The following is a 19,597-nucleotide window of genomic DNA, read 5'->3' as shown; positions in this document are numbered from 1 at the left end:
CGTGGTGTACGTGGTCCCCGGCCAGCCGGGTCTGCACGGCGAGCGGCTGCTCGTGGTGCTGCGCGAGCAGGCCGACCTGACCGGGTTGCCGGCCGGGACGCCGGGACGGGCCGGGCGGGACGCCCGGGCGACCGAGGTCTACCGGCGGCTGGTCGCCACCGCCGACCGCACCCAGGGCGACCTGCGCCGCACGCTGACCGACATGCGGCTGAAGCCGACACCGTACTACCTGGTCAACGCGATCGAGACGGACGGCGGCCCGGCGGTGCGGGCCTGGCTGTCCGGCCGGCCCGAGGTGGCCCGGGTGCTGGTCAGCCAGCGGCTGCGTCCGCTGCCCGCGCTCGCCCCGACGGCGCGCGGCGACGCCCCGGCGCCGACCGGACCGGCCTGGAACATCTCGCTGATCGGGGCGGACCGGGTCTGGTCGGAGCTGGGCGTCACCGGCTCCGGCGTGGTGGTGGGCAGCTCCGACTCCGGAGTGGACGGCCGGCACCCGGCGCTCGCCGGCGGCTTCCGGGGTGGCGACGACTCCTGGTACGACCCGTGGGAGGACCGCCGCGCCCCGGCCGACCGGGGTGGCCACGGCACCCACACGCTGGGCAGCGCGGTGGGCCGGGACGGCATCGGCGTGGCGCCCGGCGCGAGCTGGGTCGGCTGCGTCAACCTGGACCGCAACCTGGGCAGCCCGGCCCGCTACCTCGACTGTCTCCAGTTCATGCTGGCCCCGTTCCCGCCGGGCGGGAACCCGCTGACCGACGGGCGTCCGGCGCGCGCCCCGGACGTGCTCACGAACTCGTGGGGCTGCCCGCCGCTGGAGGGCTGCGATCCGGGGGCGCTGCGCCCGGCGACCGCCGCGCTGACCGCGGCCGGCATCCTGGTGGTGGCCGCCGCCGGCAACACCCGGCCCGTCCTGCGGCTCGATCGTGGACCCGCCCGCACCGTACCCGGACGTGCTGACCGTCGGGGCGGTGGACCGGCAGCGCCGCGTCACCGACTTCTCCAGCCGTGGTCCCGCGCCGGACGGCGTGGCCAGCCGGACCTATTCGCCCCGGGCGCGGCTTGTGCTCTCCGCGATGCCCGGGCGGCGGGTACGCGACGCTGGACGGCACCTCGATGGCCACGCCGCAGTGGCGGGCGTGGTGGCGCTGATGTGGTCGGCGAACCCCGCGCTGGTCGGGGACCTGGAACGGACCCGGGCCATCCTGCGCGACACCGCGCAGCCGGTCCCGCAGCCCGCCGAGGCCTGCGGCGGACCGCGGGACGTCTCCGGCGCCGGGCTGGTCGACGCGTACGCGGCGGTACGCGCGGCCCGGGCGGCCGCCACCGGTTAACAACCCTGTCCATTGGCCTGCCGATGCCCTACTGTCGGCGTCCATGGACGTGGAGATCATCGAGCTGGGCCGGGACCGGCTGCCCGAGGTGGTCGAGTTGTGCCGCGTGTCGCTCGACCTGCCGGAGGACGCGGTCGAGGCGTCCGCGGTGGTGGTCACCGTGGCGGAACGCGCCGGGGCCGACCGCCCGGTGCTGCGGCTCGGCGCGGTACGCGACGGCGCGTTGATCGGGGTGCTCGTCGGGTCGCTGTCGGCAGCCGATCCGCGGCTCGGCCACGTCGACCTGATCGCGGTCGCCCCGCCGGAGCGCCGCCAGGGTGTGGGCGGGGCGCTGCTGGCCGAGGCGGAGAGCCGGCTCGGCGCGCTCGGCGCGGCCGAGGTGCTGCTCGCCGGCAACCCGCCGCACTACGCCTGGCCCGGCATCGACGTGCGCTACACCCCGGCGGTCTGCGCCGCGCAGCGGCTCGGCTACCGGCAGGACCGGACCGCCTGGAACATGACCGCCGACCTGTCCGAGGGGTCGGTGGCGCTGCGTCGCACCGAGGCCGCCGAGCGGCGGCTGGCCGGGCGGGGCGTGACGGTACGCCGGGCCACCCCGGACGACCTGCCGGCGCTCGCCGCGTTCGCCAGGTCCACGTTCGGCGGCACCTGGGACGGTGAGCTGGCCGGTTCGGTGGGGCGGCCGGACGCGGGCGTGCACCTGGCCGAGCGGGACGGTGAGATCCTCGGTTTCGCCGCCTACGGGTCGGCCCGGCCGAGCTGGTTCGGGCCGATGGGCACCGCGCCGGCGGCGGAGGGCTCCGGGATCGGTGGTGTGCTGCTGCGCCGCTGCCTGCGTGACCAGGCGGCGGCCGGGATCACCGCGGCGCAGATCGGCTGGGTGGGGCCGGTGCCGTTCTACTCGAACGCGGCGGGGGCCCGGATCGAACGGGTGTTCTTCCTCTACCGGAAAGCCATCAAAGGGGCATAGACGCTAATAGCGCCATTCGACCTCCTTCGTCATCGACCGGGCTCTACGGTCGGGGCAGAGGAGGCGGTGCATGACCACGAATGACGAACGGGCCGAGGAACCGTCCGACGAGCTTCCCGGCCAGCTCCCGTTCGACCGGCTCGACATCGGCGACGCCGAGCAGCTCGCCGAGCTGACCGGCGCGGACCGGCCACCGGTGGAGGAGCAACGGCAGCCGGTGGACGAGCCGCGGCGGCTGCCGCCGTACGACCGGACGCACAAGCGACGCAACCAGCGCCCGCTGCCCACCTGACACGCACACGGAAAGGGGCGGACCGCTGACGCGGCCCGCCCCTTTCGGCGTACTGGGTGGAGCTGGACTCAGAAGTCCATCTCCCCGCCACCCGGGCCCGCCGGAGCGGCCGGGGTCTTCTCCGGCTTGTCCGCCACGACGGCCTCGGTGGTGAGGAACAGCGCGGCGATCGACGCGGCGTTCTGCAGCGCGGAACGGGTCACCTTGGCCGGGTCGATGATGCCCGCGGCCAGCAGGTCCACGTACTCGCCGGTCGCGGCGTTGAGGCCGTGACCCGGGTCGAGGTTGCGAACCCGCTCGACGACGACGCCACCCTCCATGCCGGCGTTGACGGCGATCTGCCGCAGCGGGGCGTCCAGCGCGATCTTGACGATCTGCGCGCCGGTCGCCTCGTCGCCGGCCAGGTCCAGCTTGTCGAAGGCGGTCTTGCCGGCCTGCACCAGCGCGACGCCACCACCCGGGACGATGCCCTCCTCGACGGCGGCCTTCGCGTTGCGGACGGCGTCCTCGATGCGGTGCTTGCGCTCCTTCAGCTCGACCTCGGTGGCCGCGCCGACCTTGATCACCGCAACACCGCCAGCCAGCTTGGCCAGACGCTCCTGCAGCTTCTCCCGGTCGTAGTCGGAGTCGCTCTTGTCGATCTCGGCCCGGATCTGGTTCACCCGGCCCTGGATCTGCTCGGCGTCGCCGGCGCCGTCGACGATGGTGGTCTCGTCCTTGGTCACCACGACCTTGCGGGCGCGGCCCAGCATCTCGAGGCCGGTCGCGTCCAGCTTGAGGCCGACCTCCTCGCTGATGACCTGGCCACCGGTGAGGATGGCGATGTCGGTCAGCATGGCCTTGCGGCGGTCACCGAAGCCCGGCGCCTTGACGGCGACCGACTTGAAGGTGCCACGGACCTTGTTGACCACCAGGGTGGCCAGGGCCTCGCCCTCCAGGTCCTCGGCGATGATCAGCAGCGGCTTGCCCGACTGCATGACCTTCTCCAGGATCGGGAGCAGGTCCTTCACCGACGAGATCTTGCTGTTGACGATCAGGATGTACGGGTCGTCGAAGACGGCCTCCATACGCTCCGGGTCGGTCATGAAGTAGGCGGAGATGTAGCCCTTGTCGAAGCGCATGCCCTCGGTGAGCTCAAGCTCCAGGCCGAAGGTGTTGCTCTCCTCGACGGTGATGACACCTTCCTTGCCCACCTTGTCCATCGCCTCGGCGATGATCTCGCCGACGCTGGGGTCGGCGGCGGAGATGGAGGCGGTGGAGGCGATCTGCTCCTTGGTCTCCACGTCCTTGGCGAGCTTGAGCAGCTCCTCCGAGACGTTGGCCACGGCGGCCTCGATGCCCCGCTTCAGGGCCATCGGGTTGGCGCCGGCGGCCACGTTGCGCAGACCCTCACGAACCAGGGCCTGGGCCAGGACGGTCGCCGTCGTCGTGCCGTCACCGGCGACGTCGTCGGTCTTCTTCGCGACCTCCTTGACCAGCTCGGCGCCGATCTTCTCGTACGGGTCCTCGAGCTCGATCTCCTTGGCGATGCTCACACCATCGTTGGTGATGGTGGGGGCACCCCACTTCTTCTCGAGCACGACGTTGCGGCCCTTGGGGCCGAGCGTCACCTTCACGGCGTCGGCGAGCTGGTTCATGCCCCGCTCGAGGCCGCGGCGCGCCTCTTCGTCGAACGCGATGATCTTGGCCATGTGAAGTGGTCCTCCCAGGACACGGGGTGGGCTGAGGGACCGTGTGGCGCCCGTCTGGTGTACGCACCTTGGGGACGTCGCCACCTGGCGACGACGACGTCTCCTCGGTCGGGCCGGACAGCCCGCGACGACCGGCCCCGTACCGCTCCGGCGCCACCTGGGACACCGGTGCGGCCGTGGCCCTACCGCCCCGACCTTCTGGCACTCACCGTATGCGAGTGCCAATGACTTGTTTAGCACTCTCCCTAGCCGAGTGCAAGCACGACCGCCCCGCTCAGCCGAGTTCCGCCGCCAGCTGAGCCGCGGTCACCGGGCCCTCCTGGGCCCGCTGCTCGGCGTACGTGACCACCAGCCCCACCTGCTGCGCCAGGTAGGCCGGAGCCGCCACCACGGCGCTGAGAACGGTAAGCGTCACCGCGCCGATCGCGGTGCCCACGGCGCCCATCGGCTCGAGCCCGAAGAGCGCCCCGCTGATCCCGCTCAGCACGACGTCCAGCAGCGTCGACACGACCAACGCCGCCACCACCAGCGCGACCCGGCCCAGCACCATGCCGAACCGGCTGTGGAACATCCGCCACGACCGCCCGACCGGATCCCGCCGCTCGAACAGGTAGACCGGACCGAACAGGGCGAGCGCGAGCGCGGCGTAGAGGCCGGGCAGCAGGCAGAAGCAGGCGCCGAGCGTGACCAGCAGCGACACCACGATGGTCCAGCCCCAGAGGCCGAGGGCACGGCTCAGCCCGTACCGGAAGGCGGCGCCGAGCCCGGCCGGCTGACCGGCCGCCTGCCGGGCGATCACCCAGGTGCCCGCCGCCCAGCCCATCGCCTGGAGCGCGCCGAAGATCAGCCCGGCGAACAGGATCGCGCCGTAGAAGCCGAGCGTCTGCGCCCAGAAGTCCTCCGGCAGCACCGGCGACCCGTCCGGCGCGGTCGCCATCTGCCCGTCGGGGCTGAGGACGAGCGTGAGGACGCCGATCACCATCGCCGGGGGGACCTGGGTGAGCAGCACGATCGGCAGGAGCTGCCGCCAACCGCGCCGCAGCGCCCCCCAGCAACGGGCGAACCATGGGCCGATGCCCGCGTGCGGCGGGTTGACGAGCGGGTCCTGCGGGTCGATGCCGGGGAACCAGCCGGCGTACGCACCGGGGCCGGCGGCCACCGGGTAGGCGGCGCCCGGCATCGGATGAGCCGGGTACCCGGGCCAGCCCGCCTGGGGAGGACCAGCCGGGTAGCCCGGCATCGTGGGGTAGCCCGGCGGCGTGGGGTAGCTGGGGGGCGGGGCGGCACCCGGCGCGGTCCAGCCGGCCGGGTCGCCCCCACCGGGCGGGGTGGCCGGGTCGGCGGGAGTGGCCGGGCCGGACGGGTTCGGGTGGGCGGGCTGCGCGTCGTACCCGGGTTGTTGCGGAATGCTCGGGCCGTAGCCGGTCTGGTCGGCCCAGGGATCGGCGGGCGCCGGGCCGGGAGCGGGCACGGACGGGCCGGCGCTCCCCGACGACGCCGGATCGGTGGCCGGAGGCGGAGGCGCGGTCGGGTCGGCCGGAGAGCCGGACGGCGTCGGCGACACCGGTTCGGTGGAACCCGGCGGAGGCAGATCGGACATGGGCCCTCCTCAGCGGCTACGGCTGGAACGGCTCATGATCTTCCATGGTGCACGCTCACAGCGCAGCCCCCCGGTCGGCGGACCCGGCTGCGGAACCGCCCGGCAGGCGGAGGTCAGGCGATGACGCGGACCCGCTCGGCCTGCGGACCCTTCTGCCCCTGCGCGATCTCGAACTCGACCCGCTGGCCGTCGTCCAGCGCCTTGTAACCGTCCATCTCGATCGCGGAGAAGTGGACGAAGACGTCCTGCCCGCCGTCGACGGCGATGAAGCCGTAGCCCTTTTCGGCGTTGAACCACTTCACGGTGCCCTGTGCCACGGTGCACTTCCTCACTCTGCGCGGCGTTCCAACACCCGGAAACCGGCGGACCGGCACCGGTAGCACACCGGTTCAGCGATCGGCGACGACCACTGAATTCGGTGACCGAAATCGCACGCTACACGAGGCGTGACGACGGCGCACGACCACAAATCGGGCATATTCCGGGCGGTACCCGGCCCCGGTCACGCGCCTGCGCCGGCCCGTCCGGTATGCATGCGGCATGACCAGCGCGCCCACCACGACCACCGTTCGCCGGGTCCGGCCGACCGACGCCGCCCGGATGCGGGCGCTGCGGCTGGAGATGCTGGCCGACTCCCCACTGGCCTTCCTGGAGACGGTGGCCGAGGCCGCCGCCCGGCCGCACGCGGAGTTCGCGGCCCGGGTCGCGGCCGTCTCCCGGGGCGACCACACCGCCCAGTTCGTGGCCGACCCGGGCGGCCGGCTGGTCGGCCACGCCGGTGGCACCGCCGCGCCGGACGAGCCGGGCCTGACGCTCGTCTACGCGGTCTACGTGACGCCGGCCCGACGGGGCAGCGGTCTGCTCGCCGCGCTCGTCGACGAGGTGGCCGCCTGGTCGCGCGCCTGCGGACGGCCCGAGCTGATGATGGAGGTGGTGGTCGGCAACGACCGGGCCTACCGGGCCTACCAGAAGCTGGGCTTCGTGGACACCGGCGTACGCGTGCCGCACCCCAGGATCCCCCGCCTGCACGAACTCCAGATGCGCCGCCCGGCGTGAGGCCGACCGGACGCAGTTGTTAAGAGGGGGCCCCTCCTATACCGCAGGCGTTAAGAAGGGGCCCCTCCTTTCAGGCGTGGCGGCGGCTCTGGACGATGCGGAACCGGTTCGCCACGTACGCGCCGTCGGTCAGCGCCGAGTTGGCCGCCGCGTTCGCGCCGGAGCCGTGGAAGTCGGAGAACGCCGCCGACTGGTTGACGAACACCCCGCCGGTGAGGTTGCAGGACAGGTGCACCCCGGCGTCGATGGCCGCCTTCTCTGCCTCGTCCAGCACGGCCTCGTCGGTGGAGTAGACGCCCGCGGTCAGCGCGCCCTTCTCGCCCACCGTCTCGCGCAGGATGCGCAGGCTGTGCTCGGTCGAGTCGGTCGCGATGGCGAACGAGATCGGCCCGAACCACTCCCGCGAGTAGGTGGCGGTGTCGGAGGCGTCCAGCTTCACCACAGTCGGCGTACGCACCACCGCGCCGGGGAAGGACGGGTGCTCGACTACGCGCGACTCCAGCACCGGCTCGCCGACCTTGGTGACCTCGTCCAGCCGCTCCAGCACGCCGTCGTTGACGATCGCGCCGGTCAGCTCGACGCCGCGGGCCGGGTCGGCGGTCAGCTTGGCGACCGCGCCGGCGATCCCGGCGGCCACCTCGTCGAAGCTCTTGTGCCCCTGGTCGGTCTCGATTCCGTCGCGCGGGATCAGCAGGTTCTGCGAGGTGGTGCACATCTGGCCGCTGTACAGCGTCAGCGTGAAGCCGAGGTTGCGGCAGAGCCCGGCGAAGTCGTCGGTGGAGTCGATCACCACCGTGTTCAGGCCGGCCTTCTCGGTGTAGACGGCCGCCTGCCGGGCGTTCGCCTCCAGCCAGTCGCCGTACTCGGTGGAGCCGGTGAAGTCGACGATCTTCACGGCCGGGTCCAGGGCCAGCGTCGTGGCGAGCTTCTCGCCGGGCGCCTCGGGCGCGAGCTGCACCAGGTTCGGGTCGAACCCGGCCTCGGCGAGCACCTCGCGGGCGTACTTCACGGTGATCGCCAGCGGCAGCACCGCGCGCGGGTGCGGCTTCACCACGACCGGGTTGCCGGTGGCCAGCGAGGCGAACAGACCGGGGTACGAGTTCCAGGTGGGGAACGTGTTGCAGCCGATGACCAGCGCGACCCCGCGCGGCACCACGTGGAACGTCTTGGTCATCCGGAGCGGGTCGCCCTTGCCCGCGGCCTTCTCCCAGCCGGCGGTCCCCGGGTGGCGGGTCATCTCGGCGTACGCGTACGCGACCGCCTCCAGCGCCCGGTCCAGCGCGTGCGCGCCACCGGCCTGGAACGCCATCACGAACGCCTGGCCGCTGGTGAACTGCACCGCGTTCGCCAGCTCGAAGACGTTCTTGTGCAGCCGGGCGAGGATCTCCAGGCAGACGCCCACCCGGGCCTGCGGGCCGGCGTCGCGCCAGGCGGGCAGCGCGGCGCTCGCGGCGGACACGAGCTGGTCGGCGCCCGCGTGCGGGTAGCGCACGTCCAGCGCCACGCCGAACGGGCTGACCTCGGTGGCGACCGTGCTGCCGTCACCGGCCTGGTCGAGCGGGAAGTCGCCACCCAGGTACGCCTCGAAGGCGGCCTTGCCGTCGGCGGCGGCGGTCTCGCCGTACACCCGGGGGCTGGGTGACTCGGGGTAGGCCGACCAGTACCCGCGCTCCGCGATGGCGGTCAGCGCCCGGTCGAGGGTCTCGCGGTGCCTGTCGTACAGGGGGTGCGGGGTCTCCGTCATGCCCGCCATCATGCAACAGAAAGGCACCAGATCAGTAGGGGCGTGTCACAACTCAGATCGTCAACTGCCAGTCGACGGAACCGGCGGCCGGGCGGAAGCCCAGTTGCTCGTTGATCGCGATCATGTGCCGGTTCGCGACCGCGTTCCAGGTGTCGACGGCCCGCAACGCCGGTTCGTGTGTCAGCGCGTACTCCAGGTTCCCGGCCTTGCAGAGCAGGCCGAGCCGGCGGCCGCGGTGGTCGGGGTCGACGAGGGTGATCTCCTGCCAGGCGTGGTCGGCGCTGCTCGCGTCCAGGCTGAGCTGGGTCCAGCCGACCAGGCGGCCGGTCGCCTCGTGCACCACGCCGGTGTTGTACCGGCGTACGCCCCGGGCATCGAGCGCCCGCTCCGCGTCGCGTACCCGCGCCGCGTCCATCCGCTCCGGCTTCCAGTCCAGCTCACCCATCGGCGCGTCGAGCAGCAGCCGGCCCTGGAGGTAGGCGACGTCCGCGACGTACTCTCGGGGGTGTGATCGCGCCACCGCACCGGCCGGTATCCGGTGGCGCGGTGCGGGCCTGGGCCAGCAGCGCGGCGAGCCGGTCACGGTCGAGCCCGGTCACGTCGAGGCGGCGGCGGACGTCGGCCAGCGCCGGCTTGGCGCCCAGGGCGGCGGCGAACGCAGCGCCGGGGAAGACCCGGTCCTCCTCGCCGGGCAGCGCGGCGGTGGTCGAGCCGACCAGGCGTTTGCCGCCGTGCTCGCGGAGCAGCCGCACGCCGTGCTCGTGCAGCACGCGGCCGATGCCGCGCCTCCGGTACGCCGGGTCGACTGTCAGTTCGACTGTCGCGTTCTCGGTGTTCTCGATCGTGTGCAGGTGCAGCCGGAGCCAGCCCACCGGCAGCCCGTCCAGGCGGGCGACGAGCCAGCGTCCCTCGATGCCGGGCATCGGGTGCGACAGCAGCGCCTCGAAGCGGCGGCGGCAGATCGGCGGGAGGTCCGGCTCGTCGACGGCCTGGGCGGCGCAGGCGATCCGGTACGCCGCGTCGAGCGTCTGCCGGTCGGCGGGATCAAGCGGCGTCACGGTCAGCGTCATGTCACCCAGGGTGCGCCGGACACAGCGAAGAGGCCAGCGGTTTCCCGCTGGCCTCTTCGGACGTTGGTCGGGAGGGACGTCCGCACAACGCCTCCGGCGTTGGGTCGCAAGAACTTGAAAAGTCTCCGGCGGATGCCCTCCCGCACGAAGCATCTTGCGCCGTCCGGTTCCTGCCGTCAAGTCCTTGAGGGTGGTTTTCTGGCACTCACCGCACATCACCGGTTACCCACCGGTCTCACCCGATCCCCCACCCGGGCGAGCCCCACCTCCCCCACCCGGCCGAGGCGCCGGGCTCCGGGTCAGGACAGCAGGCCGGCGTCCCGGGCGGCGCGCAGGGACGGCTTGATGCGGTGGGTGGGCCCGACCTGGGCGGCCACCGCGTCGAGCGTCTTCAGGCCCTCGCCGGTGTTGAACACGACCGTCTCGGCGGACGGGTCGAGCCGGCCCGACTCGACCAGCTTGCGCAACACCGCGACCGTCACGCCGCCCGCCGTCTCGGCGAACACCCCGGTGGTACGGGCGAGCAGCCGGATGCCGGCGCGGATCTCGTCGTCGTCGGCGTAGTCCATCCAGCCGCCGGTACGGCGCACCGCCTCCAGCGCGTACAGCCCGGCGGCGGGGTCGCCGATGTTCAGCGACTTGGCGATGCCGGTCGGCTTGACCGGCGTGATCGTGTCGGTGTCGCCGTGCAGCGCGGTGGCGATCGGGTTGCAGCCGGCCGACTGCGCGCCGAAAACCTTCCAGCCACCGGCCGGCGCCTCGACCAGGCCGATCTCGACCAGCTCGGTGAACGCCTTGTCGATCTTGGTGAGCAGCTCGCCACTGGCCATCGGGATGACCACCTGGGCCGGGATCCGCCAGCCGAGCTGCTCGGCCACCTCGTAGCCGAGCGTCTTGGAGCCCTCGGCGTAGTAGGGCCGCACGTTCACGTTGACGAACGCGGTGTCCTCGAACTCGTCGGTCTCCACCAGTTCGCCGCAGAGCCGGTTCACGTCGTCGTACGAGCCGTCGATGGCGACCAGGTCGCCGCCGTAGACAGCGGTGGTGACGACCTTGCCCTGCTCCAGGTCGCCGGGGATGAAGACGACAGACGGCACGCCGGCCCGGGCCGCGTGCGCGGCGACGGAGTTGGCGAGGTTGCCGGTGGAGGCGCAGGCGTAGCGGGTGAAGCCGAGCTGCCGGGCCGCGGTCAGCGCCACCGAGACGACCCGGTCCTTGAACGAGTGGGTGGGGTTCGCGCTGTCGTCCTTGACCCACAGCGGCGCGGTGAGTCCCAGCTCGGCGGCGAGGTTCGGGGCGGCGACCAGCGGGGTCAGCCCCGGGTCGAGCGTGACCCGGGTGTCCGGGTCCTGACCGGCCGGCAGCAGCGCCGCGTACCGCCAGATGTTCGCCGGACCGGCCTCGATCTGCTCCCGGGTGACGGTGGCGAGCGCGGCGGTGTCGTAGTCGACCTCCAGCGGCCCGAAGCACTCGTAACAGGCGTGCTGGGCGGCCAGCGGGTAGCGCGCCGAACAGGCGCGGCAGACCAGGGCGCGGGCCGGGCTGAGGGTGGTGTCGATGCCGGTGGCGGCGGGAAGCGTCGACGTCATGTCGAGGATTTCCTCTCATCTTTCCCCGCATCGCCGGGTGCGGCGGGGACGGAATTGGCACCTGCCCGCTGTCGCTCGTCGTCGAGCGTGCGGGTGGTTGCCGGGGCGTCGTCGGGCCGTATCCCTCAGCCCCTCTGGATGAGGTATTCAGTTGTGCCGCCGAGTCTATGCGCTGCTCACGGCCGCGCCACCCCGGGATCCCACGCTGTGGGCCGGCTCAGCGTCCGACCACCGCGGCCGGCTCCACCACGGCGGGCCGGTCCACCACCGCGAGCGGCTCCGGCGCCGTCGTGGTCACGGCTGCCGGGCGGGTACGGGTGACCAGGTTCGCGGCCACCAGGGCGGCGATGGTCAGCCCGGCGCCCACCAGCTCGATCGCGACCGGCCGGTACCCGCGCAGGATCTGCACCGCGAACGTGACCACCGGCACCAGGTTCATGAACAGCGCGGCGTCGGCCGGGCCGAGTCGCCGTACACCGGTGTTCCAGGCCAGCACCGCGAGGACGGCGGCGATCAGCACCGCGTACGCCAGTTGGGGGGCGACCGCGACGAGGTCGGCGGCGGCCGGCGCGTGCTGGAGCCCGGTGAGGTCGGCGACGGCGCTGGCGGCGAGCATGGCGAGCATGCCCGTGACGGCGGTCAGCGTGGTGTAGCGCAGCGCCGACCATTCGGGGAACCGGCTCGCGCCGTGCGTGTAGAAGGCCCAGCCGATCACCGCGCCCAGCATGAGCAGCCCGCCGACGCCGAACTGTCCGAGCCCGTCCAGCCGGCCGCGGGTGATCACCAGGCCGACGCCGACCAGGGCCACCAGTGCCAGTCCGAGCAGCGCCGGGCGGGGGCGTACGCCGTCGCGCGCCCAGCGGACCAGCTGGGTGATCAGCGGCACGGTGGCGCCGAACAGCGCGATCTGCTGCGGGGTGGCATGGCCGAGGGCGAGGTTCGTCAGTGTGTTGAAGCCGGCGAAGCCGAGTGCGCCGAGCAGCCACACCTCGGCCGCGCGCCCGCGCGTGGCGAGTGCGGCCAGCCCTTCGCGGGCCAGCAGCAGGGCGACCAGCACGGCGGTGGCGAGGACGTACCGGGCGGTGGTCAGGTTGAGGGCGTCCACCCGGGTCAGCGCGCTCGCCAGCACGGGGAACATGACGCCCCAGCTGAGCACTGCGAAGATCGGGAAGGCGGCGGAACGGAAGCGCATCCCAGCTCCTATGTTCGAGTATCGTCGAACCAAACGCCACGACTCTAGGAGCTTGTTCGACGATTGTCGAACATGGGTTATCGTAGTCACATGGAGCTGCACGAACCCGAGCTGCGCGACGTCCCGGTCACCGCCGTGCTGGCGGCGCTGGCCGACGACGTGCGGCTGCAGATCGTGCGCGCGCTCGCGCCGGGCGGGGAGCACGCCTGCGGCTCGTTCGAGTTCGGCGTCTCCAAGGCCACCCGCAGCCACCACCTGAAGGTGCTGCGCGAGGCGGGGCTGACCCGCACCCGCATCGCGGGCACCACCCGGTACGTGCGGCTGCGCCGCGACGAGCTGGACCGCCTCTACCCGGGCCTGCTCGACGCCGTCCTCACCGCGCCCGCCCGGCCGCAATGATCAGCCTCCCCCGCCACTCCCGGCGGGATGACATGATCGCCTGATGCGGAAGGCGACTGCCCGGATCGGGCTCCTCGCCGGCGCGGCACTGCTCGCCGGCTGCACCCCGGCACCGGCCCCGGTCGACGGGCCGCCGTCGGCACGACCCCGGCCCGGCGCCGAGCCCGCCGCCACGTGCTCCCCGGAGGGCATCCGGATCACCGGGCTCGGGGTGAGCGCGGCGATGGGGCTGCGGGCGATGGGCCTGGACCTGGTCAACTGCGGCGACCGCCCGTACGAGCTGCGTGGCTATCCGGCGGTCGCGCTCCGGGACGCCGACGGGGACGCGATAACGGTACGGATCATCCCGGGCGCCGCGCCGATCACCGCCGGCTTCGACCACCCGCCCACCCGGATCGTGCTGGCGCCGGGCGAACGGGCCGGCGCGGCGCTGATCTGGCGCAACCTCGTCACCGACCCGACCGTGGTGGCCACCGCGGGCGCCGAACTCGACGTCGCCCCGTCGACCGGCCGGCCGGCGTACCCGGTCGAGCTGGACGGGCCGATCGACCTCGGGAACACCGGCCGGCTCGGCGTCAGCGCCTGGAAGCGCCGCGACGCCGACCCGGCGACGCAGGCGCCCCCGCGCTCCGATCCACCGGCCCCCTCGACCTCGCCGGTCAACCCGCTCTGACTCAGATCGCGGTACGGAAGCGCCCTCCCGTACCGCGATCTCGCCGGACGGCGGCTCAGGCCGGGACCGACGCGGGCGACGCGGTGGCGGGCTCGGCCGGGGCGGCGCGGCGGCGGGCGAGCAGCGCGTCCAGCGCCCAGTTGCCCGGGCCGAGCACGGCGACCAGCAGGAACGACCAGCAGAAGAGCGCCGCCAGTTCGCCGCCGTTCTGCAGCGGCATCAGGTTCTGCGGCTGGTGCACAGTGAAGTACGCGTACGCCATCGAACCGGAGGCGAGCAGCGCGGCCGGACGGGTGAGCAGGCCGACGAGCACCAGCACGCCGCAGACGAGCTGGATCAGCGCCGCCCACCAACCGGGCCAGGTGGCGAACGGGACGGCCTCGCCGGAGCCTCGGTTACCGCCGAGGACGCCGAATATCGACGCCGCGCCGTGGCATAGGAACAGCAGCCCCACAACAGCGCGGAACAGGGACAGGACAGGGCCGCTGAGCTGGGTCGGAATCATGTGTGACCTCCTGGGGCGGGTGTTTGACCGCTCCAGGATGGCGATTGCACGTATCGATGTTAATCAATTTCTTTGCAGGCGGGACAATTGCATGGGAACGCTCCCATGATATGGGCGGACGCGCCAATGCGGGTACCCCCGACAGTCACCTCAGCTGGTGACGTCCTTGCGGGTGAAACGCCAGAAGGCCAGGCTCCAGAACAACGTGGCGTAGACGATTGCCGAGAACGCGCCCTTGACCACGTCGTCGGTCTGCATCGGCGTGGACAGCAGCCCCAGCCAGGCGCTGCTGTAGTGGGTGGGCAGCAGGTTCCGCAGCCCGCCCAGCGCGGTGATCTGATCCAGGATGCTGGACAGGATCCAGAGCAGCACCGCGCCACCGACCGCGCCGAGCGCGGCATCGGTGGTCACCGACAGCAGGAACGCCAGCCCGGCCACCACCAGCAGCACCACCGCCAGGTACCCGAGCACCCCGAGCAGCCGCAGCAAGCCGTCGGCCGGGGCCAGCTCGGCCGAGACCTGGCTGCTCAACGGCTTCCAGCCGTACCGCAGCGTGCCGACCAGCAGCGCGGTGCCCGCGAGCAACAGCAGCGCCAGCCCGGAGTACGCGAGCGCGACGACCAGCTTCACCGCGAGCAGCCGGGCCCGGGGCACCGGCACCGCCAGCAGGTAGCGCAGGCTGCCCCAGCTCGCCTCGCTGGCCACCGTGTCGCCGCAGAACAACGCCACCACCACGACCAGCAGGAACGACGCGGAGACCAGGATCGAGAACAAGGTGAAGTTGAGCCCGCCCGAGGTGGCCAGGTCGGCCAGGCTGGAGAACTCGCCCCGCCCGCCGCGGTCGTCGTCCCCGGAGTCGAACTGGAACGCCACCAGGATGATCAGCGGCAGCAGCACCATGAACCCCAGCGCGAGCTGGGTACGCCGACGCGACGCCTGCCGCCGGAACTCCGCGGCGAACGGAAGCGTGGCCGAGGGCCGGTAACCGGCCGCCGCACCGCCCGCGCCGGGCCCGGACGTGCCGCCACCAGGCGACGATGCCACAGACGAACCCGCCATCACCGGTCCCCGCTTCCCCGAGAGTTCTCGCCGACCAGGGCGAGGAACGCGTCCTCCAGGCGGCGCCGGGGCACCACCCGGTCCACTCCGATACCGGCCCGGACCAGCTCGGCCACCACCTCGCTGCGCGCGGTGCCGTTGGTGTCGACCACCAGCGCGCCCTCGGCGTCGGGCAGCACCCGTACGCCGTCGAGCCGGTCGAGCACCGTACGCGCCGCGTCCGGGTCGCTCACCTCGAACAGCACGCTCGGCGACTCGCCGACGATCTCCTCGACCGGACCCGAGGCGACGATCCGGCCCTTGTTCACCACCACGGCGTGCGTGCAGGTCTGCTCCACCTCGGCCAGCAGGTGGCTGGAGACCAGCACCGCCCGGCCGTCGGTGGCGTAGCGCTGGAGCACCCGGCGCATCTCGGCGATCTGCGGCGGGTCCAGCCCGTCCGTCGGCTCGTCCAGCACCAGCAGCTCGGGCAGGCCGAGCATGGCCTGGGCGATGGCCAGCCGCTGCCGCATGCCGTGGCTGTACTTCCTCGTCCGCCGGTGCACCGAGTCGCCCAGGCCGGCGATCTCCAGCGCCTCGTCGAAGTGCGCGTCCTCCCACGGCCGCCCGGTCGCCCGCCAGTACGCCTTGAGGTTGTCCAGGCCGGACAGGTGCGGCAGGAAGCCCGGCCCCTCGACCAGCGCGCCGATCCGGGACAGCACCGGCGAGCCGGGCACCAGCCGGTGCCCGAAGACGTAGATCTCCCCGGCGGTGGGCTGGGTCAGCCCCATCAGCACCCGCAGCGTGGTGGTCTTGCCCGCGCCGTTGGGGCCGAGCAGGCCGACCACCTGCCCGGGGTGCACCTCGAAGTCGACGTCGGAGACCGCGACGAAGCCGTCCGCGTACTCCTTGCGCAGGTTGCGCACGGCGAGCGGGACGCCCGCGTACTCCGGGTGCACGGAGTTGTCCTGGCGGCGGTGCCGGCGGCGGGTGAGCAGCACGACCACGACGAGCCCGAGCACGATGGCGGTGAGCAGACCGGCCAGCGCCCAGCGCCACACCACTGCCGTGGTGGGGATGGGCGTGGCTCGACGGTGGGCAGCGTCAGCGGCCCGTCGGCCAGCGCCACCGTGTGCACGGCCGGCTCGGCCGGCGAGGCGTACGCCTGGTCCGACGTCGCCACCACGAGCCGCAGCCGGTGCCCGGCCTCGACCCGCCGGACGATCCCCGGCAGCGTGACGGTGACCGGCGTGGCCGCGTCGACCGAGCTGGGCAGGCCGGTCAGGCGCACCGGCGCGACCAGGCCGGACGGCAGCGTGGCCGCCCCCTGCGGGTCGACGTCGTAGAGCTTCACGAACAGCACCGCCTCGCCGGTCGGGGAGGCGGCCCGGATCCGCACCGTGGGCGCGCCCACCACGTCGACCGGCTCGTCCAGCGGCGCGGACTCGAAGCGGGCGTGCTGGCCGGGGATGTCACCGGCCACGCCGTCCAGCAGCGAGCCGAGCGCGCCGGCGAACGGCACCGAGGAGATCGCCGCCGGGTTGCCGTTGGGCGGTACGGCGACCGGCTGGGGCGGACCGGCGAGCGTGACCTCGCGGCGGTCCTCCCCGGCCAGGCCCGGATAGTCGGCGGTACGGAAGCCGGTGGCGACCAGGCCCCGGTCGAGCGCGTCGAACCCGGCGATGCGGGAGAACGTGAACGTGTCGCCGGGCGCCGCCCCGTCCCCCTTGACGTAGTGGTCGAGCCACTGCGCGGTCAGGAACTTCACCCGGTCGGAGTCGGAGGTGGGTCCGGAGCCGCCGTCGTGGCCGCCGGTGAACCAGGCGACCCGCACCGGCGTGCCGGCGGCGGCGATGCCCCGGGCGTTGGCGTCCGCCTCGGCCAGCGGGAAGAGCGTGTCCGCCTCGCCCTGGACCAGCAGCGTCGGGGACTTGATCCGGTCCAGCACGCCGGCCGGCGACGACCGGCGCAGCAGCTCGACCGCCGCCGCGTCGGCCCGGCCCGTGGTCGCGATACGCAGGTACGCGGCGCAGACGTCGGCGGCGAAGCGCCCGCAGGACGGGTCGGCGGCGCCGGCCGGCGCACGACCGGAGCCGGTACCGGGACCGGCGCCCGGCTGCGGGCTCGGCGGTCCGGCCGACTCGGGCGCGCCCTCCGGCGCGGCGGCGGTGGCCCCGGAGAGCCCGGCCGGACCGGAGCCGGCGTTCCCGCCGCCACCGAAGAAGATCCCCGCCCAGCCCTTCTTGAACACGCCGTCGGTGGGCTGCCGGCCGGTGCTCTCCGGCAGGAACGCGCGGGACAGGTCGTTCCAGGTGATCATCGGGACGATCGCGTCGACCCGCTGGTCCTGCGCGGCCAGCAGCAGGGCCAGGCCGCCGCCGTAGGAGCCGCCGACCACGCCGACGCGGGGGTCGCCCGGCGAGTCGAGGCGGATGTCCGGCCGGGCCGCGAGCCGGTCGAGCAGGCGCTGGGCGTCCCGCACCTCGTAGTCGGGGCTGTCCAGGTGGATCTGGCCGCCGCTGCGCCCGAAGCCGCGGGCGGTCCAGGTGAGCACCGCGTACCCCCGGGCGGCCAGGTCCTCGGCGTCGGAGCGGACCGAGTCCTTGGTGCCACCGAACCCGTGCGCCAGCAGCACCGCCGGCACGCGGTTCGCTTCCGACGCGCGGTCCGGCAGGTAGAGCGTGGTGTCCAGCTCGACCGGCTCGTCACCGGAGGGCCCGGAGCGGACCGTCACCAGCGCCGACTCGGTGCGGAAGTCCGGGCTCTGCGGCCGGGCCACCCAGACGAGCGCGGCGGCGCCGAGGACTACCACCGCCACGACGGCGACGATCCGGCGTGGGCGTCCGGCCAGGGCGCGCCGGATCCGCGCGACTGGTGATCTCATGCGGCACACGGTACGGGCCGATCGCTGTGCATTCGCTGAGATCCGCCGTACGTCCGTCCGGTTGCGCCGTTCGTCGTTCGCCCACCGTCGTCCGCCAAAGGTCCAGAGCATCCCAGCGGCACATGTTCGGATCATGTGAATTCACATCTACACGCGCAAACCATCGTCGATGTCACTTCTCGGCAACATGATCGGACGCTGAGTGACGTCAAAGCTCACTCAGCGTCGCCCAGAATGGACTGACGTGAAGCCGACTCATCGGCCGAGGTTGCACAGACGTCCGGTTCGGCTACTTTTCCGGTCCGGTGCACGGGACTGCGTACGGCGACCTCCCGGGGCACCGAACGCCCCGCCGTCGCCGGAGGAGACACACCATGACAGTCCCCGCGCCGCGGGTCCGTCGGCGGCCCGCCGTACCGGGCCGCACGCTTCCCCTGCTGCTGGTGCTGGCGCTGCTCGTACCGCTCGGGTTCATCTTCGCCCAGTCCGAGAGCAGCGCCGCGGACGACCACGACCTGGCGAGCCGGGAACGGCTCGGTGTGCGCTACCTGCGCGCCCTCGGCCCGATCACCGACGCGCTGGTGGAGGCCCAGGCGATAGCGGTCGCCGAGGGAGCCGTCTCCCGGGGCGCGCTCACCGCCGCGATCGAGGGCGTCGCCGAGGTGGACAGCGCCGTCGGCGACGAGTTGCGCACCCACGAGCGCTGGGCCGGGCTGCGGGCGAAGCTCGAGTCGCTGCCGGACCGCGGGCTCGGCGACCCCGAGGCGGCCTTCCGGGCCTACGGCGAGGCGTCCGACCTGCTCCTGGCCCTCTACCGCAAGGTGCGGGAGAGCTCCGGGCTGATCCGCGACCCGCGCTCGGACTCGTTCTTCCTCCAGGACGGCATCGGCGGTGACCTGCCCACCGCGACCGTGCTGGCCGGGCGGCTCGTCGACCTGGCCCGGCTGGCGGCCAAGCGCCCCGCCGCCGAGCGCGCGCGGACCGGCGCGGAACTGGCCGAGCTGCGCGTCGCCGCGCTCGGCCCGGCCACCGACCTCGTCGCCGACCTGCGCTCCGCCGTCGACAGCTCGGAGAGCACCGACCTGGGCGCCAACGTGCTCACCCCGCTGGACACCTACCAGCGCTCGCTGGAGACGTTCTCGGTCTACTCGGCGCCCGGCGGCGGGCGGTCCGCGCCGAGCACCGACCAGCTCACCCAGGCCGGCATCACCGCGCAGAACGCCGCCAAGCAGCTCCGGACGGTCATCCTCGACCAGCTCGACGCGCTGCTGAAGGAACGGCTGGACGCGATCGACCGGGACCGCCTGCTGGGCCGGGCCGCGGCCGGCACCGCTGTCGCGCTGCTCGCCGGGATCGCCGCGCTGCACCTCGCCGCGCTACGGCGGGCGCGGGCCGCCGGCCCTCCCCCGGCGCGCCGCACGCCGGCCGAGGCCGGACCGCCCCGGCGGTCCACGCTGACCCGCCGATCACCGTGTCCGAGGGTGACCGCCAGCCGGTCGCCGTCGGCCGGGGCGGCGACGCCGACCGGGGAGGCCGTTCGATGCTGCTCGCTAGGTTACGGAT

14 protein-coding genes, 3 pseudogenes and 1 riboswitch are annotated in these 19,597 nt (G+C 73.3%); of the genes and pseudogenes, 7 read left to right on the top strand and 10 right to left on the bottom strand.

Annotated elements, in window-relative coordinates:
- The 3 genes and pseudogenes from MCBG_RS34295 to MCBG_RS22250 all read left to right on the top strand — a co-directional run.
- A pseudogene (locus MCBG_RS34295) lies at positions 1–1,331 on the top strand (S8 family serine peptidase); the annotation flags it as partial.
- Between the two features lie 43 nt (positions 1,332–1,374).
- Positions 1,375–2,301, top strand: a complete 927-nt coding sequence (locus MCBG_RS22255) for a GNAT family N-acetyltransferase (protein ID WP_043327987.1) — start codon at positions 1,375–1,377, stop codon at positions 2,299–2,301.
- Positions 2,302–2,371: 70 nt separating this feature from the next.
- A complete protein-coding gene (locus MCBG_RS22250; RefSeq protein ID WP_030502772.1) occupies positions 2,372–2,593 on the top strand; it encodes a hypothetical protein in 222 nt (73 codons plus the stop codon).
- Positions 2,594–2,661: 68 nt separating this feature from the next.
- Here MCBG_RS22250 and groL read toward each other — a convergent pair whose 3' ends face one another.
- The 3 genes from groL to MCBG_RS22235 all read right to left on the bottom strand — a co-directional run bounded on the left by groL (position 2,662) and on the right by MCBG_RS22235 (position 6,201).
- Positions 2,662–4,284 carry a chaperonin GroEL gene (groL, locus tag MCBG_RS22245; protein ID WP_043327986.1) on the bottom strand — a complete coding sequence of 541 codons (1,623 nt, stop codon included), beginning with the start codon at positions 4,282–4,284 and terminating at the stop codon, positions 2,662–2,664.
- A 274-nt stretch (positions 4,285–4,558) separates the two neighbouring features.
- Positions 4,559–5,884, bottom strand: a complete 1,326-nt coding sequence (locus MCBG_RS22240) for a hypothetical protein (protein WP_043327985.1) — start codon at positions 5,882–5,884, stop codon at positions 4,559–4,561.
- Positions 5,885–5,997: 113 nt separating this feature from the next.
- Complete coding sequence (locus MCBG_RS22235) at positions 5,998–6,201, bottom strand: cold-shock protein (protein ID WP_013288855.1); 204 nt, start codon at positions 6,199–6,201, stop codon at positions 5,998–6,000.
- A 223-nt stretch (positions 6,202–6,424) separates the two neighbouring features.
- On the opposite strand from MCBG_RS22235, the gene MCBG_RS22230 reads away from it, so the two are divergent.
- Positions 6,425–6,940, top strand: a complete 516-nt coding sequence (locus tag MCBG_RS22230) for a GNAT family N-acetyltransferase (RefSeq protein ID WP_043327984.1) — start codon at positions 6,425–6,427, stop codon at positions 6,938–6,940.
- Between the two features lie 70 nt (positions 6,941–7,010).
- Here the strand turns inward: MCBG_RS22230 and paaN are convergent, their stop codons facing one another.
- From paaN to MCBG_RS22210, 4 genes and pseudogenes are all read right to left on the bottom strand, one after another.
- The gene (gene paaN / locus MCBG_RS22225) at positions 7,011–8,684 is read right to left on the bottom strand and encodes a phenylacetic acid degradation protein PaaN (RefSeq protein WP_181373727.1); all 1,674 of its coding nucleotides are present in this window, start codon (positions 8,682–8,684) and stop codon (positions 7,011–7,013) included.
- Positions 8,685–8,736: 52 nt separating this feature from the next.
- A pseudogene (locus tag MCBG_RS22220) lies at positions 8,737–9,754 on the bottom strand (GNAT family N-acetyltransferase).
- Between the two features lie 299 nt (positions 9,755–10,053).
- On the bottom strand, positions 10,054–11,343 hold the full coding sequence (gene thrC / locus MCBG_RS22215) for a threonine synthase (protein ID WP_043327982.1): 1,290 nt from the start codon (positions 11,341–11,343) through the stop codon (positions 10,054–10,056).
- Positions 11,344–11,355: 12 nt separating this feature from the next.
- Positions 11,356–11,488: riboswitch (SAM riboswitch) on the bottom strand.
- A 72-nt stretch (positions 11,489–11,560) separates the two neighbouring features.
- Positions 11,561–12,535, bottom strand: coding sequence for a DMT family transporter (locus MCBG_RS22210; protein WP_051611342.1), 975 nt, complete (start codon positions 12,533–12,535; stop codon positions 11,561–11,563).
- Positions 12,536–12,625: 90 nt separating this feature from the next.
- On the opposite strand from MCBG_RS22210, the gene MCBG_RS22205 reads away from it, so the two are divergent.
- Together MCBG_RS22205 and MCBG_RS22200 are read left to right on the top strand one after the other, a co-directional pair.
- Positions 12,626–12,934 carry an ArsR/SmtB family transcription factor gene (locus tag MCBG_RS22205; RefSeq protein ID WP_043327981.1) on the top strand — a complete coding sequence of 103 codons (309 nt, stop codon included), beginning with the start codon at positions 12,626–12,628 and terminating at the stop codon, positions 12,932–12,934.
- Between the two features lie 43 nt (positions 12,935–12,977).
- Positions 12,978–13,607 (top strand): DUF4232 domain-containing protein, encoded by a 630-nt coding sequence (locus MCBG_RS22200; RefSeq protein ID WP_043327980.1) that lies wholly within the window; start codon positions 12,978–12,980, stop codon positions 13,605–13,607.
- A 55-nt stretch (positions 13,608–13,662) separates the two neighbouring features.
- On the opposite strand, the gene MCBG_RS22195 is transcribed toward MCBG_RS22200, so the two are convergent.
- The 3 genes and pseudogenes from MCBG_RS22195 to MCBG_RS22185 all read right to left on the bottom strand — a co-directional run bounded on the left by MCBG_RS22195 (position 13,663) and on the right by MCBG_RS22185 (position 18,034).
- Positions 13,663–14,112 carry a DoxX family protein gene (locus MCBG_RS22195; RefSeq protein WP_043327979.1) on the bottom strand — a complete coding sequence of 150 codons (450 nt, stop codon included), beginning with the start codon at positions 14,110–14,112 and terminating at the stop codon, positions 13,663–13,665.
- Positions 14,113–14,262: 150 nt separating this feature from the next.
- Positions 14,263–15,171 carry an ABC transporter permease gene (locus MCBG_RS22190; RefSeq protein ID WP_043327978.1) on the bottom strand — a complete coding sequence of 303 codons (909 nt, stop codon included), beginning with the start codon at positions 15,169–15,171 and terminating at the stop codon, positions 14,263–14,265.
- A pseudogene (locus MCBG_RS22185) lies at positions 15,171–18,034 on the bottom strand (alpha/beta fold hydrolase). Before MCBG_RS22185 ends, MCBG_RS22190 begins: the two are co-directional and overlap by 1 nt.
- Positions 18,035–18,408: 374 nt before the next feature.
- Between MCBG_RS22185 and MCBG_RS22180 the strand changes: the two are divergent.
- A partial coding sequence (locus MCBG_RS22180; RefSeq protein ID WP_223201295.1) for a hypothetical protein occupies positions 18,409–19,597 on the top strand: 1,189 nt, incomplete at its 3' end.

This window comes from Micromonospora sp. M42 (assembly GCF_000568915.1).
GTDB lineage: Bacteria > Actinomycetota > Actinomycetes > Mycobacteriales > Micromonosporaceae > Micromonospora > Micromonospora chalcea.
Note: the sequence above shows the minus strand (reverse complement) of the source record. Positions and strands in the feature narration are given on the sequence as shown.

Excerpts from the sequence above, each read along its gene's own strand:
- MCBG_RS22255 (WP_043327987.1), top strand. The coding sequence starts at position 1,375 with ATGGACGTGGAGATCATCGAGCTGGGCCGGGACCGGCTGCCCGAGGTG.
- paaN (WP_181373727.1), bottom strand. The coding sequence starts at position 8,684 with ATGACGGAGACCCCGCACCCCCTGTACGACAGGCACCGCGAGACCCTC.
- groL (WP_043327986.1), bottom strand. The coding sequence starts at position 4,284 with ATGGCCAAGATCATCGCGTTCGACGAAGAGGCGCGCCGCGGCCTCGAG.
- MCBG_RS22205 (WP_043327981.1), top strand. The coding sequence starts at position 12,626 with ATGGAGCTGCACGAACCCGAGCTGCGCGACGTCCCGGTCACCGCCGTG.
- MCBG_RS22195 (WP_043327979.1), bottom strand. The coding sequence starts at position 14,112 with ATGATTCCGACCCAGCTCAGCGGCCCTGTCCTGTCCCTGTTCCGCGCT.
- thrC (WP_043327982.1), bottom strand. The coding sequence starts at position 11,343 with ATGACGTCGACGCTTCCCGCCGCCACCGGCATCGACACCACCCTCAGC.
- MCBG_RS22200 (WP_043327980.1), top strand. The coding sequence starts at position 12,978 with ATGCGGAAGGCGACTGCCCGGATCGGGCTCCTCGCCGGCGCGGCACTG.
- MCBG_RS22190 (WP_043327978.1), bottom strand. The coding sequence starts at position 15,171 with ATGGCGGGTTCGTCTGTGGCATCGTCGCCTGGTGGCGGCACGTCCGGG.
- MCBG_RS22250 (WP_030502772.1), top strand. The coding sequence starts at position 2,372 with ATGACCACGAATGACGAACGGGCCGAGGAACCGTCCGACGAGCTTCCC.
- MCBG_RS22210 (WP_051611342.1), bottom strand. The coding sequence starts at position 12,535 with ATGCGCTTCCGTTCCGCCGCCTTCCCGATCTTCGCAGTGCTCAGCTGG.
- MCBG_RS22230 (WP_043327984.1), top strand. The coding sequence starts at position 6,425 with ATGACCAGCGCGCCCACCACGACCACCGTTCGCCGGGTCCGGCCGACC.
- MCBG_RS22240 (WP_043327985.1), bottom strand. The coding sequence starts at position 5,884 with ATGTCCGATCTGCCTCCGCCGGGTTCCACCGAACCGGTGTCGCCGACG.